16 protein-coding genes are annotated in these 17,065 nt (G+C 44.6%); 11 read left to right on the top strand and 5 right to left on the bottom strand.

The window, feature by feature from the left end; translation table 11 throughout:
- Positions 1 to 124 precede the first annotated feature (124 nt).
- A complete protein-coding gene (locus tag MHUN_RS10565; RefSeq protein WP_011449003.1) occupies positions 125 to 490 on the bottom strand; it encodes a hypothetical protein in 366 nt (121 codons plus the stop codon).
- A complete protein-coding gene (locus tag MHUN_RS10570) occupies positions 487 to 972 on the bottom strand; it encodes a response regulator (RefSeq protein WP_011449004.1) in 486 nt (161 codons plus the stop codon). Before MHUN_RS10570 ends, MHUN_RS10565 begins: the two co-directional genes overlap by 4 nt.
- 94 nt (positions 973 to 1,066) lie before the next feature.
- Here MHUN_RS10570 and MHUN_RS17670 point away from each other — a divergent pair, with 94 nt between their 5' ends.
- From MHUN_RS17670 to MHUN_RS10590, 3 genes are all read left to right on the top strand, one after another.
- Positions 1,067 to 2,641: a sensor histidine kinase gene (locus MHUN_RS17670; protein ID WP_011449005.1), complete on the top strand. Its 1,575-nt coding sequence runs from the start codon at positions 1,067 to 1,069 to the stop codon at positions 2,639 to 2,641.
- A 28-nt stretch (positions 2,642 to 2,669) separates the two neighbouring features.
- Positions 2,670 to 3,011 (top strand): hypothetical protein, encoded by a 342-nt coding sequence (locus MHUN_RS10580; protein ID WP_011449006.1) that lies wholly within the window; start codon positions 2,670 to 2,672, stop codon positions 3,009 to 3,011.
- A 327-nt stretch (positions 3,012 to 3,338) separates the two neighbouring features.
- Positions 3,339 to 3,566, top strand: a complete 228-nt coding sequence (locus MHUN_RS10590; protein WP_011449008.1) for a hypothetical protein — start codon at positions 3,339 to 3,341, stop codon at positions 3,564 to 3,566.
- Between the two features lie 48 nt (positions 3,567 to 3,614).
- On the opposite strand, the gene MHUN_RS10595 is transcribed toward MHUN_RS10590, so the two are convergent.
- Entirely contained in the window at positions 3,615 to 4,748 is a 1,134-nt protein-coding gene (locus MHUN_RS10595) for a molybdopterin molybdotransferase MoeA (RefSeq protein ID WP_158498216.1), read from the bottom strand.
- A 496-nt stretch (positions 4,749 to 5,244) separates the two neighbouring features.
- Between MHUN_RS10595 and MHUN_RS10600 the strand changes: the two genes are divergently transcribed.
- From MHUN_RS10600 to MHUN_RS10630, 7 genes are all read left to right on the top strand, one after another.
- The gene (locus tag MHUN_RS10600) at positions 5,245 to 6,492 is read left to right on the top strand and encodes an ABC transporter substrate-binding protein (RefSeq protein ID WP_011449010.1); all 1,248 of its coding nucleotides are present in this window, start codon (positions 5,245 to 5,247) and stop codon (positions 6,490 to 6,492) included.
- A gap of 111 nt (positions 6,493 to 6,603) precedes the next feature.
- Positions 6,604 to 7,059, top strand: a complete 456-nt coding sequence (locus MHUN_RS10605) for a zinc ribbon domain-containing protein (protein WP_011449011.1) — start codon at positions 6,604 to 6,606, stop codon at positions 7,057 to 7,059.
- Positions 7,060 to 7,089: 30 nt separating this feature from the next.
- Positions 7,090 to 7,689 (top strand): tetratricopeptide repeat protein, encoded by a 600-nt coding sequence (locus MHUN_RS10610; protein ID WP_011449012.1) that lies wholly within the window; start codon positions 7,090 to 7,092, stop codon positions 7,687 to 7,689.
- Positions 7,690 to 7,839: 150 nt separating this feature from the next.
- Complete coding sequence (locus MHUN_RS10615; RefSeq protein WP_048067451.1) at positions 7,840 to 8,508, top strand: hypothetical protein; 669 nt, start codon at positions 7,840 to 7,842, stop codon at positions 8,506 to 8,508.
- 14 nt (positions 8,509 to 8,522) lie between these two features.
- On the top strand, positions 8,523 to 13,082 hold the full coding sequence (locus MHUN_RS10620) for a hypothetical protein (protein ID WP_011449014.1): 4,560 nt from the start codon (positions 8,523 to 8,525) through the stop codon (positions 13,080 to 13,082).
- 9 nt (positions 13,083 to 13,091) lie between these two features.
- On the top strand, positions 13,092 to 13,889 hold the full coding sequence (locus MHUN_RS19230) for a zinc ribbon domain-containing protein (RefSeq protein WP_011449015.1): 798 nt from the start codon (positions 13,092 to 13,094) through the stop codon (positions 13,887 to 13,889).
- 29 nt (positions 13,890 to 13,918) lie between these two features.
- Positions 13,919 to 14,575, top strand: a complete 657-nt coding sequence (locus tag MHUN_RS10630) for a zinc ribbon domain-containing protein (RefSeq protein WP_011449016.1) — start codon at positions 13,919 to 13,921, stop codon at positions 14,573 to 14,575.
- Between the two features lie 3 nt (positions 14,576 to 14,578).
- Here the strand turns inward: MHUN_RS10630 and MHUN_RS10635 are convergent, their stop codons facing one another.
- Positions 14,579 to 14,770 carry a hypothetical protein gene (locus MHUN_RS10635; RefSeq protein ID WP_048067453.1) on the bottom strand — a complete coding sequence of 64 codons (192 nt, stop codon included), beginning with the start codon at positions 14,768 to 14,770 and terminating at the stop codon, positions 14,579 to 14,581.
- 61 nt (positions 14,771 to 14,831) lie between these two features.
- Complete coding sequence (gene hisG / locus MHUN_RS10640) at positions 14,832 to 15,704, bottom strand: ATP phosphoribosyltransferase (protein WP_011449017.1); 873 nt, start codon at positions 15,702 to 15,704, stop codon at positions 14,832 to 14,834.
- Positions 15,705 to 16,405: 701 nt separating this feature from the next.
- On the opposite strand from hisG, the gene hisI reads away from it, so the two are divergent.
- Positions 16,406 to 16,771, top strand: a complete 366-nt coding sequence (gene hisI, locus MHUN_RS10645; protein ID WP_204223082.1) for a phosphoribosyl-AMP cyclohydrolase — start codon at positions 16,406 to 16,408, stop codon at positions 16,769 to 16,771.
- The last annotated feature ends 294 nt before the right edge of the window (positions 16,772 to 17,065 follow it).

A 17,065-nucleotide genomic window follows, 5' to 3' on the forward strand; every position in this document is an offset into this window, starting at 1 on the left:
ATCGACATCCAGGATAGAAATCATATTCTCCTGAATAGTATCTCTTCAGGTTCATTATTGGGTCCGAATCAGATAATTCTTCTGATGATATGATTCAGATTTGACCTGAGTTCATCTGGCAGGGTTAGTCGCCATATACCTCATCAAGGTACTCCTGTAATTCCAAAAGTTGCTTTTCACGAAATTTCATGGCATTTAATTCATTCCTGACCATCTCCAAGACCAGTGATGGATTCGCATGCCAGACCGGAGCACCTCTTCGGGGAGTCTCTTTTGTTACCAGACCCTCTGCTTCCAGCTCCTTTAAGTGAGATTTAACCGAACCTTGAAAAGAGAACTTGAATACATCCTTCATGAACTCCCTGATTTTTGGTTCTCTTACACCATCCGGAGAACCGGAAATAAAATAGAGTATCTCTCTTTTGGACAAATTTCTGGATAAATCACGCCATATCGTCCGGTGATGATGATCCTCTTCTCCCTGATTCATAGGTTCGTAATGATCAGATCTAGATCCGTATTAGAACTTGTGGTTCCATATAAATCAGATTTGGTGATATTGTCGTATTTCTGAATGATCTCCTTTAACCGGGTGATATGCTGCTCTATCGGGCCACATTTTGATATATAGTGAACATACTCTTGTTTGAAAATATCTGCAGATATTTCTTCATGGTTGTTAGAGGTATAAAGTATAAATGGTGTATTAATTCCCTGGGAGCGGAGATGTAAAAGGAACTCAGCCCCATTCATATCAGGCATTTCATAATCGGATAATATTAAATCCATAGGATGGGTTTTTAAATATGAAATGGCATTTTTTGGGGATAAAAATGTCTGAACATCTATTGTTAGATCTCTCTCCAAAAAATGTTTCATGACATCAAGCATGAGATGATTGTCATCTACATAAATTAATGAAAGTTTCTCTCTATCCGAATATGATTTACCTATGCAGGGACGATTATGCACAATGTGAGTTTTTCTTTAGTATACTTAAGACAGAGAACAACGATAAGCTATAACGGGAGTTTTATATAGTGATTCATGTAACTATTTTCTGACAATGCAAAAAGAGAAGATTGAGATTCTTCGTAATACATTGCAGAATGTCAAAAAGCCTCTTTCTATTGCAGAAATATCAAGGTTGTCTGAATTATCCCGAATTACTACGGCACGATATCTTGATCAGATGTACCTGTCAGGTCAGGTGAAGATGTTTGAGATTGGTAAGGCTAAAAAATTCATCCTGAGCTCTGAACAATATACACATAATCTCTATGATCTCTCTACTAATTTTGTATTGATTCTTGATCAAAACCTTCGTGTTGTATTTATCAATGAATCATACTTGAAAAAAATCAAGATTTTTAAGGACAATATTATTGGGAAGAGGATACAGTCATTAAATCTGGACATCTTTTCTTCTCCGGAAATTCTATCATTGCTACATGAGTTTCGTGGTGAGGGTGTTGCGCAGCATCATGTTACTATTGAAATAAATGATGCATCTCATGTGTATTCTGTTATAATTGCAAAAATTTCATTTTTAACAAATTTTCTCGCAACTGCCATCATTGCTCAGGATATTACCGAGAAATTCAAAAGTGATGAGAAACTCCATTTTTTAGCCTCAATGGTCTCTTCATCTGAAGATGCAATTATTGGTATTGATCTTCATGGAATTATCCGGTCCTGGAATGATGGTGCTCATAAGATATTTGGATATAAAAATGATGATGTAATTGGGAAAAGCATTTCCCTGATTTTTCCGCCTGAAAAAGAGGAGGAATATTTAGATCTTTTATATAAAGTAATGGCAGGGGAATTAAGTGTTCTAAAAGGAACCTATCTGCTATCCAGAAATAATGTCGATACAGATATCTCGTACACGATCTCTCCTGTAACCGACGATAATGGAAATATTATCGGGTTATCAATTATTATCAGGGACATTACTGATTTAAATACGATACAAAAAGCATTAATCGTCTCCAAAAAAAAGATCAAGATTTTATCAGGCATTACACGACATGATATCCTGAATCAGCTTCAGGCACTTGATGCATTCTCTGACCTGATAAAGCCATCTCTAGTGAAAGAACCTCAGGCTTTAGAATACCTACGTCATATATCAACCTGTAGTAATAAAATCAGACAACAGATACAATTTACACGGGAATATGAGGAAATTGGTGATAGTGTTCCTATATGGCAGCCTTTAGATATGGTGGTAAAGGCCGCAGCTATTGATTTTTTGCCAGAAACGATTGTTCTCAACCTTGAGATTACAGATTATGAATTATTTGCAGATCCCATGCTGATGCTCGTTTTCTATAATCTGATGGATAACTCAATTCGTCACGGGATTCATGTTACAAAGATCAACATCTCTCTCGTTGAAGATGTATCTGGGATGGCTGTCCTTGTTTATGAAGACAATGGAATTGGCATTCCTGATTTATTGAAAAATCAAATCTTCGAAAAGGGATATGGCAAAAATAGTGGTCTTGGGTTATTTCTGGTCCGTGAGATTCTGGAAATCACAGGATTTGAGATTAAAGAGACTGGCAGGGAAAACGTTGGAGCACGATTTGAGATCACCATTCCTGCACGGGCATTCAGGAAGAATCGAACATGAATAGTGTAATTATCGTACTGGTATTCTCATGGTAATAGAACTTTTATCCTATGATGTCAGTCCTATCAACAATCTCCTGAAAATAGTGATTACAATCGGGTTTGCATTGGCAACCTTCATCCTATTTCAGTGTCAAAAAAGATATGGCGGATTATTGCATCAGATATCCATTCTGCTTTTCATATCCGCTATTGCTGCAACATTCTCCTCCTATTTTAGATTCCAGGGTGACTTTTATACTTCCTATAAGTGGGGAGAGAGTATTGTCGGCTTGATTTTTATTGTCCTGTCCCTTATTATTGCATTAATCATCCGAAAAAAAATCCAGGCCATTGTCCATCTTTTTGAAGAAACTAAGGGTTCAGAATGATAGATTTAGAATTTATGGACTATTCAACTAGTCCATTCAACCCTCTATTAAAAATAGTCATCTTCATTTTTTTTTGTGTAACAGTTGTGGTATATTATGATGCCAGGAGAACAATTGGTGGGGAAATCCGTAAAATAATAGATTTACTTCTCATATTTTCCCTCTTTATGGCTCTCGGTTCCTTCTTCAGATACTTTGGTCATGGCACTGATTTTGGTTTTAATTCAGATTATTCATTAAAGTGGTTCCAGAGTATTGCGTATCTGTGTGCTACACTCTGTTTTATTTACGCTTGTGTGAAACTGAAAACTTTGTTCCGGAGGAGATATGAGTAATATTCATGATGAAATTATTGACATTCTCACTCCAATAATCGGATTCGGTCTTGCCCGTACTGCCGTTTCTACACAATGTAAAAAGATGGGTATTCTCCCGGAAGAGTTATCAGAAAAAAATATTCTGGAATTTTCAGAAAGATTTGAGAAAGTCCTGGTAATTTTTGCAGGAGATGAGGTTGCCTTGACTATCACTCATCAGATAAAATCTCTGAAATAATAAATTATCATAAGAAGATATAAGATACTGGAAGATATCTATCTTTATCTATCTGATTAAAGATATCTGGACTCTTTCCCCTTTTCTATACCCGTTGCTCCACTCCGGAAGATGGAGTATGCCGTCTGCACTGATGCCGGTTATGTATCCAAATTCCCATTCAAGAGGGAAAATACGTATAACGCCATCTTCATATCGCGTTCTGACAAGATAAAAGAGATCATATCCAAAGAAAGGCTCAATATCCCGGGTTATCTCTCCGATGACATGTTTTTTCGGAGGTATGGGAACTCCCCAGGATTTGAGCAGTGGGAATACAAACTGGAAGAAGGATAATAAACAGGCGGCAGGAGAACCTGGCATGCCAAGAACTGGTTTTCCCATTACAGAACCACAGAGCACCGGCTTTCCCGGCTCCATGGCTACACCGTGAAAAAGAAGGTTCCCGGCCTTTTCTATGGCATCAACAGAATAATCCTTTGTGCCGGCAGAAGTTCCCCCTAAAACAAGAACGATATCACAAGTATCACATGCAGAGAGTATCCGGGATGCAATAAGATCAGGTTCATCAGGTGTTATTGGAAACCCTTCGGTGAGTACGCCAAATCCCTGAAGATATCCGGATATCATTATCGTGTTTGTATCAACGATCTCACCAGGGTGTGGTTCCTTTTTCGATGGAATTATCTCATCCCCCGTGGCAATCATCCCAACCTTCCAGTGCCTTACCGCGACGTCCTTTACACCGAAATGAATCAGTGCTGCAATATCATACGGGGTCAGTACATGATCTGCCTGCATAATTATCTGACCCTTTTCAGCTTCTGATCCTTTCGGTATGATATGCTGACGGGGAGAGATCGGTTTTGAGATCAGGTACTGGCCTTTTTCAGTTTTTCGAACCTCTTCAGGGGAGATGATCGTGTCATAATCATCAGGTACAGGAAGGCCGATATTTACGGAAATCCCGGAAACTTCACGGAGGTGCTCATTCGATGCCCCCCTCGTCTCTTTGCTTTTCAGAGCGATTCCATCCATTCCTGCAAGGGTGACCGGAGGGATGGTCCTGAATATACTGACGGGATCTGCAAGGGTATACCCAAGAGCATTTTTTACCGGAATGAACCTGCTTTTTGTTTGATTTTTAAATGAGGATAAAATAAGTTTTTGGGCTTCCTTCATTGAGATCAGGCTATCCGGCGAAATTATTCGGGGCATATTCTAATCCAAAAGTTATAATTAATCTATTGACAAACATAAAAAAGTAGCTGATTGCTGGAATAATGTGAGAAGAGACGGGATGATGTATCCAGGTCATCATTGATACGCCAATATCGATACCTAAGTTCCTGAAACCGATTTGTCTCTCTGAAAAATCTAATATTCATAAATTTAAGCATACACCTGCATATCATAGTGTTGTGATTCTCATGCCTTGAATACCGTCTTTGATGAATCGAAAAAATACCAAACTCTGTTCACTCCATACACTTTAGCGATAAGAAACCGGTTTACCATATTGCAGAACGTTTTGTGTATCCAATACTGTCTGCTTTCTATCAGGGCGATAGCCATAAATTCTGAACATTCCTTCACTATGTGAGGAGTCAGCGCCCATGTGTTATACAGGGACTTGAAGATTCACTGCTCACAGAATTCAACAGATATAGGAGTTTTCATGGGGTTAAATGCGAAAATTGGTTCAGTTATGGTAGTACTACTCTGCATCTGGTGTGTTTCAGCTCACCAGGAGATTATCATCGGCACAATAATCGATGAACAAGGAGACTGTGCTTCATATGCAGCGGGAGTAGAAGCGGCAATAGATCTTGCGGTTTCAGATTTAAATGACAGTTATGCGAAATCAGGCCTGGATACCACAGTCACGATAATAAAATCTACCTCCAACGGGACACGGGAGAGTGCTGCACAGGCAGCTGAAGACCTAATCAGTCAGGGTGCCAGGGTAATAGTCGGTCCTTCTTCTTCAGAAGAAGTATCCGGCGTTCTCCCAATCCTCACTAGTACAGGGATATTCTCGGTAAATCCATCGTCATCGAGAGCCCTCTCTCTCCCCGGCGATCCGATGGTAAGATTATGTCCTGATGATTCAAACCTGATGAAAGCGGTATTAAGATATCACCAGATGAACCCGCAGGACTCTCAAAGAACAATGATCGTGATTCTTGCACGGGAAGATCTCTATGGTAAGGTATTGAGCGATATGTTCTCATCATCTGAGCAGATGGCAGATCCTGTTACCTACCCGGCTCATACCCGCGACTTTACCCAGGCCCTGAAAACTCTTGATTCAATTGTAGATCCGATGATTGCGGAGGTCGGAGAGAGGAATGTTACCATCATCGTCGTCTCCCTGGATGAGACGGGTGATCTTCTGGCACAGGCATCCGCCTATCCAGGCCTTGACAAAGCACGGTGGGAAGGTATGGATGGTGCAGCACTTCATACAACCATCCTGGAGAATGAAACCGCTGCAGCGTTTGCTTATAAAACCGGATTCACCGCTCTTTCATTTAATATCGCTCAGCCGCCGGTATCAGATTATTGGCGGGTTTTTGATGCAGTAAAAGATGCAAAAGGGGGGAAGGTCCCCTGTATCTATGAGATCCTTGCATATGATCAGACCCTAATGGCTGCATGGATAGAACAGAATAACCCTAAAAATCCTGAAGAGATGCTCTATATCGCTGATAATTATGGGAAGTATTCCTATGCTGCAACGGGTTGGCTGAAACTCAATGAAAACAGTGACCGGGAGTTTGGGGATTATTATTTTTACACAGTGGATAAATCCGAAGATGGATATTACTGGAAGCCGGTCTATGTATACAAGTATGAAAGTGATACTATTCAATCCCTGAATGGTATCAACAATACGTTCATGGAACGATTTTTGGAGAAATAAACCTCCTTTTTCTCAATAGCGATAACCCTTTTTTTACATGAAAACCCCGTGGTTTCGATCCCTCGATAATATTCATATACCCTTATGACATCTATACGTGTGTGAGCAATCATGTTCTGTCATCAGTGTGGAGCTGAAGTATCTGAGGGGAGCAAATTCTGTGAATCTTGTGGAGCACAGGTCAACCAGGATTTTGAATACAAATACGAAGAAAAACAAACCGGGCAGAAAACCCACTATACCTTATCTGAAAACCAGAAGAATCCCACCCTTGCTGCCATCGCAAGTTTTCTCTGGTCCGGGATGGGGCAGGTCTATAACGGAAACCTGTTCAAGGGGTTTGCCTTTCTCATTGGTGCTCTGATTGGATCAATGATATTTCTTATACCAGGTATCATCATCTGGATCTTCGGGATTTACGATGCATATAATACTGCGAACCAGATGAATCGTGGAGAAATTCCCTATGTGGAACACAGCATGGGCCAGATCATCATATTTGTTCTGGCAACGCTTGCATTAATTGTGATATTCTTCATATTTGGCCTTGCCATCGCAGGATTCTGAAACGTGAAATCGCAAAGGGGTGGTGATCGTATGAAACATTATTTCATTCTGGTAGTATGGTGTGTTTATCTCGTATGTGCCGGCTCTTCGGGCTGGGTTCCGACTCCCACCCCTGACATGGATCAGCTGGAGGCAGAATACCGGGCTGAGGAGTATGTCCTGTCTGAATATCACAACCTGACCGGCAAGACCGATAAAGAGGCTGATCGTCTTATGCTTCAGGGGCTTATGCTCTCACAATCGGGCAGGTATGCAGAGTCCAAAGAGTATTTTTCAAAGGTCACCACACTGACACCAGACAACCCTGATGCCTGGTACTACCTGGGGATGAGTGAATACCGGCTCAATCAGTCAGAAAACGCAATAAAGGCCTTTCATAAATCACTTGAGATAAATCCGGACTTTGCCTATGGGTACTATGGTCTTTCATTGGTCTATGCACAGCAGGGAGATATCTGGAAACAATCAGACGCACTATCTCGTGCACTTGAGATAGAGGAGAAAGCCGGAGTTGAGTCCCATAATCAAGGTGCCCCGGTACAGACAACTCCCGCAATACCACTCTGCACGGCCACTGCAATAATTGGTATTCTCTGTGCAGGAATCTGGTTTGAAAATCATAAACGGTGATCGTATCATGCATCAAAACCATACCGGGGAATGTGATCCATGACAATACCCAAAGGATATCTATACGGGCCTTCTCTCCTGATTCTCCTCTGTTTGTTTTGTTTAATGGTGCCAGTATCTGCTCAAAGTGATTTTTGTCCTGGCTCTGTGATGACAGATGCATCAGCCGCCTGCCTTGAGTGTGCGAAGACAAAAACCTGTACCCAGGATGAACGGTGCATGAGGGCACAATGCTGTTTGTGCAGATGTTATCCCAATTGCTGTTTCCAGCAGGCTGAAACTGACTGCTCCCGATTTTCCTGCTCCTGTAATGACGGAGGGTCAGTTTCCCCTGATGGTAATGGGGACGGGACTTTTATTATTCTCATAGGCGGACTGCTTGCTGCAGGGGGAATCGGAGCTGCTGTACTAAAGGCCAGGAATAAACCTGCTGCACCGGTACAGAAGGGTACGGCTTTGAAGAAAGAAGAGGAAAAGGAGAAGAAGGCGGTCAGGTATGTTCTCCAGTTATCAAAGGACATGGTCCGGGTATCAGGAGATAAACCAGACTCATTTTCCGTCACCGTCTGGAAACTACTCGAAACCGGCGAGTATATAAAGCAACCAGGAGCCCCTATTCAGGTATCAGGTCCTTCAATACCCGGACTTACAATCCGGCCATCCTCCGGCATGGGAACCCTTCAGGTCACAGTCTCTCTTTCAAAACCTGTACCGGTTACATCTGCTGAACTGACCATATCAGCATCAGCCGGAGGGATGACACAGAAAGCTACGGTGCATGTCACCATAGAGCAGTCATTACAGGTCGGATTTGAGTAGGGTGGTGAAAAGGGATGAAATTTTCAAAACCAATCCCATATCATCCCGACACCAGAACACTTGGCCCGGTCAGTATGAAGATCTGGTTTTACCTTGCTGATAACAAGCGGGTGAAACTCAATCATGCATCCGCCTCTCTGACTCCAGGTTCAGGATGGGAAGGACTCGTTGACCTCAAAACCCGGTACATCCTGGATAACACAACCTTTCAGATTGATGCATCGCTGAAAAGGCCACTCAGGTTATCCGAGTATCAGGGCCTGATTCTTACAAAAAGATCCATTCCCATCCAGAGCACCCTCACCCCCGAAGGTTCTGTTCCAGGTATGGGGATACCGGTCCCAATTGGTGGAGCACCGGTCATCGATCAGATTGATCTCACCATTCCTGATATCCCGCATCCAGAGCTCATAACAGACGTTTACTATGCCGGGAATGATGAATCCGGTCATCCTGTTGCAGTGGTACAAGCGACAGTCAATCTCCCCTTTACATTCACCGAAGAGGAGATAGCAGGGATTACCGAGTGTATTTCAATATCGGTGACCGATGGGAGAACTGCTATCACTGAAGGTCCGGAGATAATCGAAGGGCAATATAAGAAGCGATTCATTACCGGTAATGCTCCACCTGATGTGATGCAAAAATCTGGGGTAATTGTTACCGTTCGTTCGTCGGTTGCCGGTCTTTTACTGGCAGAGGAGGTTTCTCTCACCTTTGCCCCCTCTCTATCCTATATCCTCAATATTAAACCCTCACGGTCCCTTTTCGTAACCGTAAAAGATCCTGCTCATCTTCATGCCGAAGTCTTTTCGCAGGATGAATCAGGAACGCTCCGACAGGTACCAGATAGCGAATTACATCTGGATCTTCCGTCAGGCATATCAGAATTTTTATCAGTCTCTCCCATAACAGCCAGGGGTGTCCTGAATGCAGCCATAACACAGACCCGTCCGACCAATCTGCAAGAGATCGAGTTCTCCCTCAACGCTTCGGTTCATGAGGACGCCGTACCCCCACAGACGATTACGGTGCATTTCAACGCCCCTGCATCCCGATCAATCGAGACACGATTCGAAAGTGACAAAAATGCCATCTCTCCCTTTCTCATACCTGATCGTGCAATCCTCCTGGTCAGGTTCAGCACAGACGCCCCTGAAGCACCGATCTGGACCTTTGAACGGGCACAACCGGATGGATGGCTTGATGAACCCAGCACCCCCGTTGATTATGGTGACGGATGGACTGCGGTTGCTCTAAAGGCCACTCCTCCGGACCCTGAGTACACCGGTGATCCTCCGGCATCAGAAGATATCATTATCACCGCAACTTCAGGGAATACCCGTTCAGGGCCCGTCTCTGTCCCGGTGCTGCTCCTGAAAAGGCCAACAATCGAGGCAGATACCTATCAGGTCACGTTGGTGAAAGGAATTAAAGAGACTGTGAGAGTTCAGGTCCGTATTGACCATGGCGGATCTGAATCATGGGTGTTTGCAATTGATCCTGAAAAAACGCTCAAACGTGTCAATGCAACCATTACCGGTCTGGATGATACCCATGCAGAGATAGCCATGACAGAGCAGGACTCCCCTGATGAGCGGTCAGAGAGCCTGTATGATTCAGAGACTGTCATCGTCACCGCATCGCCCCGGTCAGGAGAACTCTCCTTCCCTCTGGAATGCCATATAGCCGTCATTATCTCAAAAGAGGGCCTTTTCATAGATACCATCGCCAGACGGAAGGATACCGGAATGTATCATGTCCCGGTGCCGAATTCACAGATGGATTCTTCCGCTCTTCTGGATTTTTACTACCTGGTCCTCACTGAAGATAATCAGATAATTTCTCATACTTCTGCCATCACCGACCCAAGCCCTCTGGATTTTACCACCATGGAGGATGAAAAGACAAAACCCTATAATGCAGCCAAAGGATCTGGTCTTACCTTTGTGTCCTCAGGAGTGAGGCAACTCAATACTCCATCAGCGGTCTATTCAGTCTCGATGATTCGTCCGATACCCTTTGACGGAACCCCGATTCCGGTCAGATGCCGTGCAACGGTCCAAAACCATGCCGGTTCTGAAGAGACCGGGTATTGTGACTTCATTCTTGCCCTTGAGACTGATAATGTCAATCCGGGGAGTGCCAGCTGGGAGATTGAAGTCCGCCGGTGTGAACGCATCATCAACACCATGGCACCAGAGCAGGCCAGACCAGAACTTCATACACTCCTTTCCAAACGTAAACAGGTCCTCGGCGTTGAGGGGCTTGTTCAGCTCAGATGGATGATCTATAACCGGGCGTACCGGCTCTGTCTTGAGGAGGCACAGGATTACCTGGATGCAGCAAACCGGTATGATCAGATCATCGAGGCCCTGGAATGGGTAAAGTGGGCCGGAGATCTCGCCTTCAATGCTGCCCTTGGAACGGTGGTCGGACCCTTTGGGGCGATCGCCATTAATCATGTAAAGGGGAAGATCCTGGGTGCTCTTGAGGCCTACCAGATGGGAACACCTCCGGAGTCTTTTATCAGTTTCGATGATATCAAGGGCATAACCGAAGGAAAACTTATCGATCCGGATCAACTGGCAAAACTCACCGGTGAGCGGAGATGGCTTGCATGGGGGCTGTTTGCCGGCTATCACTTCCTGAAAACCCTCATTTATGGAGACCCCCCGAACAATACCGTTGTGGGAGCTGCAAAGGAGACCGCACGACAACTGAGGGATGAGGTCATTGCAGACTGGCTGAATAGTACTGTAAAAGATCATGGAACAAAGCAGGTATCGGGTATCATAAGAGGCGGGAAAGAAGAGACAGGCGGAAAGAAGAAGCCAGATCTGACTCAGAAAAAACCCGTACCGGAGGGAAAACCAGGAGATGAAAAAGCAAAGGAAGAGGGCAAAACGAAGCCGGATGAAGTGAAGCAAAAAGAGGAAACCGGAAAAGAGAAGGAAAGTCCGGAAGGGAAGGATAAGGAGGATAAGAAGAAACCCGATGAGAGACAGGCAAAAGAAGGGAAAAAGACAGCAGATGAAAAGTTAAAGGAAGCAACCTCTGAATATGATCGGCTGAAATCTGAATATGATGCCATAAAGGACAAATCATCCAAAGAAGCGAAAGAAGCAGCGAAAAGACGTGATAACGCACGACTGGCTATGGAGAAGGCAAAGGCTGAATCCCTGGCAGATAAGAACATCGCCGACTCTCAAAAGGAAGTGGATGCACGGGAGAAGATGAAGTTCGAAGAAGGGAGGAAGGAAGGCCGGAACAAGGTCAATGAGCTCAAAGATGCCTGGGAGAATCTTCAGAAGAATCCGGATGATCCTGCTGCGAAAAAACGGTTCTCCGAGGTCTGTGAGAAGGTGCAAAAGGACAAGCATGCCATGCATGTTCTCAATGATGAACCCCACATACTTGATGGTAAAACCAGAAAACCCGGTGAAGAAAGTCCGCTCCGACGAGACTTCAATGAACACTGGAAACAGACCTATGACAATGTGGACCGGAGGGTTAAGCAACGAATCGCAGACCAGCTGAATCAGAACCTGAAACCAGGTGAGAGACCATATGGTCCGGATGATATTGAGATTGCAAAGATCACCAATGTGAAAGATGCGACACCCAGAACTCCAGACCAGGAGAGCACGAAATCCACCTTTGACCGTGATGTCACCTACCGAAAGCCAAAGCAGCAGATGAGGATAGATCCCCATACCGGAAAGGCAGTCATAGACATGAAGACAGGCCAGCCGGTGTATGATCCTGTCATCGATCCCAGGACCGGTAAACCGGAGATGGAGGATGTCAAAAGCACGAATGAACCGGTCAGGGATGTGAAGGGAAATACACGGACGGAGAACGGAAAACTTGTAGAACAGGAGGGAACCGGCTCACGGGATATCTACAACCAGGAATTTTACCGAGAGCGACATGGAGAGTACCCGTATAAGACTGATGCAAGCGGAAGAGTCATCACGGGGCCTGACGGGAAACCGGTCATCGATCAGGCAAAATGCAATGAATATGCCGAACATATGGATCAGACCGTTACCGACCGGTTCCATACCGATGCATATGGAGGAGGAAAGGAGGATATTGGCCCGGCAACACGGGGAGACATGAAAGGAAAACCCTACAAGGATCTTGAAGCAACAACCCGTACCATGGAGACGAAGGTGTATGAGTGGTATGACCGGGCCGAAAGGGCAATGAAATCTGGAGATCCTAAAGCTGCCGGGGCGTACAAGGAGGAAGGAATGCGACAACTGACCAAACAGTTTAAAAACCAGATTGAACCGGTTGTAAATAAATACAACGAACTAGCCGGGTATCCGGATCCTCCCATTGCACGAATCCCGGAGAATGTCCGTGCCGGTGTTGAGATCATGAACCGGGTTGGAAAAGATGGATTTACTCCTGCAGATGCCGAGGCAGCCCTTGCCCATATGGGCGAATCCCCACGGAGCATCATTCAGAAGATGTCAGGAATCCTTGAATCAGGTCAGAAACATATGTCAGCAGGTCAGAGACAGCAGTTACACGAATATCTGAAGACTCTTCCCGATGAGTAGAGGTACTCTATGACTACAAAAAAATGTCCGGCATGCGGTCAGGATAATTCACAAGGAGCGAAGTTCTGCAGATCCTGTGGTACTCCACTCCAGACTGGATCACACGGTGTTGGTCCGGATGTTGGCAAAAGCACCGGTGATTCCTTCCAAAAGGCGACTGAGATCCTTGATACCGTCGCATCCACCGCTTCTAAAATAGAATCAACGGTGACAAAGGCTGCACAGATTGGAACGGCTGCCCAGGAGATATCGCAGGTAATCATCCGTCCCCCGGCTGAATGGCAGGTTGTTGTCGGAGACATCCTTCCTGCTGCAGGTGAGAAGATCGTGGAACAGGGAATGGAAACGGCAGAAGAGAGAGTTAAGCAGGTGGTAAGCCAGAAGATTACAGACGTTCTTTCTGACACCCCTCTGTCCGGAAAAAGTGAGCCTGATCGATTTAATAATCTCCCTGAAACCTTTGTTCCGGTTGAAAAACCCCTAAAATCAGGAGCGAACCTTCTCTGCCCCTCCTGTAAACAACCGGTAAATCCTGGTGCGAAATTCTGTAAAACGTGCGGGGCCCGGATTCCTGTCAAAAAACCTTCATCCCCGGTTCAGACCAACGGGATAGATCCAAATCTCCCTGTCTGTACTTCCTGTAAAGCGCCACTCTCCCCAACTGAGAAGTATTGCAGGCATTGTGGAGAACCAACAGGGTCCTTTGCCCGCCACGGCATGGAGGGATCCGTGACACACTGCCCCTCATGTGGGAAAGACCTGAAACCAGGAGCAAAATTCTGCAGACATTGTGGAACAAAGATATGAACGGATATCATCAGAACACAGGTGATAATATGAACAAATGTCCTCATTGTGGATCAGATCTCCCTCCTGACAGTGCATTCTGCCAGGAATGTGGAAAACCGGTATCAATTTCAGAACAATCATCATCGGACTCGATGGTCTGGACCGCCCAGATACCGGTGATTACCAGTTCGGTTGTTGTCAGACAACTGGGTATGGCTCTGGGTGGAGGGTTTCTTGTGGTGTTTGTCATCATCCTGTTCGCCCATCCCGGAGCTGCACTCTCTGTCGCACCCATCCTGTTTGTCATCTGGGTCTTCTTATTCGGACTGTCCCTGTTCATCGCCGGAATATACCAGAAGGCAACGAAAGGGGGGCCTGATGCAGTCTTCGCCGTGACCCCTGAAGGAATTGGCTATGCTGCAGGGGAGACTATCAAAAAGATCAACAGGCTTACTGCCATCGGATCTGTTGCCGGCGGATCACTCAGCGGCCTTGGAGGCAGCATGATAAACATCTCCCGTGAGATGGATACAATTCCCTGGGATGAGATCAGGTCCATAACGTACCAGAACCGGGAGCGGACCATCGTTGTGTATAGAAAAATTCTGATCTCTCCTATCATGCTGGCGTGCACGAGAGAAAATTTCAACCAGGTAAAAGAGCTGATATCCCGGTATGCACCGCCCGGAACGATCAAAGAATAATGATTATTCCCGGTACAATACAAATACCAGAATCCGTGTACCAATATATCCGGTACCTGCCAGAATGAGAGCTACTTCCGCATCATGCAGAATCAGTGAGCCAAAAAGCATGCCGGAAAGGGCCACCAGACATACCACGAGGTACCGAAGGGTTGCCCACTGAATACCAAAATGCCATGCTCCCCTGATCTTCATATATCTGCATTATCAGAGAACCGGTTAAAAGTGTTGGTAAAATGATGAGAGATTCCTGATGTTATCGTACAATCTTGGTGATCGGTATCTCCAGGATATCTTCAGCCCCGGCAGCCTTCAATTCTGGTATCAGAGTATTTACCTTACTCTTCAGAACCACAGTCTCAAGGCTGAAATAATCGATACCATGGAGCTTTGCAACGGTTGGCTTCTTTAATGCCGGAAGGTTTGCAACGATTGAATCAAGTGATGCTGCCGGGACATTCATCGAGATGAGCACTTTATTCCTGGCATCGATAACGCCCATAAGGAGGGTTACTATCTCTTCAATCTCCTTTCTTTTGACCGGATCCTCAAAACTTGCGATATTTGCAATGATGGTCGTATATGATTCCATGATCTGCCCGATGATCTTCAGACCGTTCTTCCGAAGGGTCGTTCCGGTTTCAGTCAGGTCAACAACCACATCCATAAGGTCAGGAACCTTTGCTTCACTGGCACCATAGGACGGGAAGAGACGGACCGGTATGTTTAACTTTTCGAAGAATTCCTTGGTCAATTTAGGATATTCGGTAGTTATCCGGCTATCAGGGCGAATTTCACTCACGGTTGAGATAGGCTCACTCTGGTGGACGGCGACGACAATTTTGACAATACCCGGTCCTGTTTTGCTATAGTTGAGTTGTGCCACCTCTTTTACCTGTGCTCCTGATTCATGGATCCAGTCAAGGCCTGATATTCCCATATCAAAATATCCCATCTCGATATAGGTCGGTATCTCCTGGGGTCGCAATATTTTGACCTTTCCTATCCGTGCATCATTGATTTGAGGATTATAATCACGGTCAGTTCTCCTGACCTCAAGGTCGGCTTCTTTAAAAAGCTGAAGGGTCTGTTCTTCAAGGCTCCCTTTTGGGAGTGCAATGTTAATCATAGAACAATAGAAGGAGCGATATGAATTAAACCCTGACGGTTTGCATCTGTGTTCTATCTATCCCTGAAGAAAATGCTGAATCATTATCGAATATAATGTTCCACAGAGAATTTTCGGTTGTCCGCTTGTCCCTGTTGTTCCTCTTCTCTAGAAATATCGTTAATCCACGATAAATATTGAGTTATAAGAATGTTCGGGTGAAGAGGGATCTTTAGTCAATGCATACTTACGATGCATACTTATTATGTTCCTGAATATGTTACTGAATACATACTAGATTAGCATTAAAGAGGTGTTTCTATGAACATTAATCGGGAGACCATATGAAGAGGCCATCAGGAGGATTATCGATAAAGGGTATGCGAGGAATCAAACCGAGGTCATACGACAGGCAATTCTCGCATATGGAAAAATGCTCGAGGAGGAAGAGATGATGCTGGTCAATAGAAGTGAAACAATGTCGCCATTGAAGTTTGGACCTCTTTGATATTCTTCCCATGAAGGTTTTTGTAGCTTTCTGGCTATTTTTGAACTTGAAATGAATTGTGAGAGGATATATTGGATGTAATCCGCCAATAGTCTGATATATAAGATGACATTTTTTGCCTTTATTAAAAAATGAACAGATTTAAACCTCATCTGATCAAACTGTACGAGTATACTTCTTATTCATGTACCAGAGAGATGGAAACCATACAATGATTACGATAAAATTTGACGAAAAGGGATTGGTTCCGGTTATTGCGCAGGACAAAACAACTAAAGATGTACTGATGCTTGCATATGCCAATAAAGAGGCTGTGGACCTGACCCGGTCAACCGGATATGCACACTATTACAGCAGGAGCAGGAATAAACTCTGGAAGAAAGGAGAGGAATCCGGTCATCTCCAGAAGGTTCATGAGATTCTGGTTGATTGTGATGAGGATGCGGTCATCTACCTGGTGGATCAACTCACCGCAGCGTGTCATACCGGATACCGGTCATGTTTTTACCGAAGGCTTGACGGGACCGTCTCTGGAGAGCGGATGTTTGATCCTGATGAGGTCTACAAGAAAAGTGAATAAATTCATCTGACCATTTGGTGAATATGGGAGGGTCATTGAATCGACCTCTTTTTTTATGAATTTATGACCTGCATTTTTGATGCTTTTTTTCAGAGTGGCAGTATTCCAGATATGGATCTTGTCAGATATCATCCCAGACTCTCTGGTGAATGTTTTTGCAATGGCCAGATAGTGCTTGTCACGACGTATCCGAAAGATGTTACTTTAAAGTATGTTATTCTGGAGTAACTCACGTGAGAGTAACATGTTGTCTTTTGCCGGAAAGAGGAGATCGGATAATGGTTATCTGAAAAA

It is taken from the genome of Methanospirillum hungatei JF-1 (genome assembly GCF_000013445.1).
In the GTDB taxonomy this organism is placed as follows: domain Archaea; phylum Halobacteriota; class Methanomicrobia; order Methanomicrobiales; family Methanospirillaceae; genus Methanospirillum; species Methanospirillum hungatei.

What these genes read in the sequence shown, in the direction of transcription:
- MHUN_RS10635 (WP_048067453.1), bottom strand. Translation starts at nt 14,770, where the DNA reads ATGAAGATCAGGGGAGCATGGCATTTTGGTATTCAGTGGGCAACCCTT.
- MHUN_RS10595 (WP_158498216.1), bottom strand. Translation starts at nt 4,748, where the DNA reads ATGAAGGAAGCCCAAAAACTTATTTTATCCTCATTTAAAAATCAAACA.
- MHUN_RS10565 (WP_011449003.1), bottom strand. Translation starts at nt 490, where the DNA reads ATGAATCAGGGAGAAGAGGATCATCATCACCGGACGATATGGCGTGAT.
- MHUN_RS10610 (WP_011449012.1), top strand. Translation starts at nt 7,090, where the DNA reads ATGAAACATTATTTCATTCTGGTAGTATGGTGTGTTTATCTCGTATGT.
- MHUN_RS10605 (WP_011449011.1), top strand. Translation starts at nt 6,604, where the DNA reads ATGTTCTGTCATCAGTGTGGAGCTGAAGTATCTGAGGGGAGCAAATTC.
- MHUN_RS10580 (WP_011449006.1), top strand. Translation starts at nt 2,670, where the DNA reads ATGGTAATAGAACTTTTATCCTATGATGTCAGTCCTATCAACAATCTC.
- MHUN_RS10600 (WP_011449010.1), top strand. Translation starts at nt 5,245, where the DNA reads ATGGGGTTAAATGCGAAAATTGGTTCAGTTATGGTAGTACTACTCTGC.
- MHUN_RS10590 (WP_011449008.1), top strand. Translation starts at nt 3,339, where the DNA reads ATGAGTAATATTCATGATGAAATTATTGACATTCTCACTCCAATAATC.
- MHUN_RS10630 (WP_011449016.1), top strand. Translation starts at nt 13,919, where the DNA reads ATGAACAAATGTCCTCATTGTGGATCAGATCTCCCTCCTGACAGTGCA.
- hisG (WP_011449017.1), bottom strand. Translation starts at nt 15,704, where the DNA reads ATGATTAACATTGCACTCCCAAAAGGGAGCCTTGAAGAACAGACCCTT.
- MHUN_RS10615 (WP_048067451.1), top strand. Translation starts at nt 7,840, where the DNA reads ATGACAGATGCATCAGCCGCCTGCCTTGAGTGTGCGAAGACAAAAACC.
- MHUN_RS10620 (WP_011449014.1), top strand. Translation starts at nt 8,523, where the DNA reads ATGAAATTTTCAAAACCAATCCCATATCATCCCGACACCAGAACACTT.
- MHUN_RS19230 (WP_011449015.1), top strand. Translation starts at nt 13,092, where the DNA reads ATGACTACAAAAAAATGTCCGGCATGCGGTCAGGATAATTCACAAGGA.
- MHUN_RS17670 (WP_011449005.1), top strand. Translation starts at nt 1,067, where the DNA reads ATGCAAAAAGAGAAGATTGAGATTCTTCGTAATACATTGCAGAATGTC.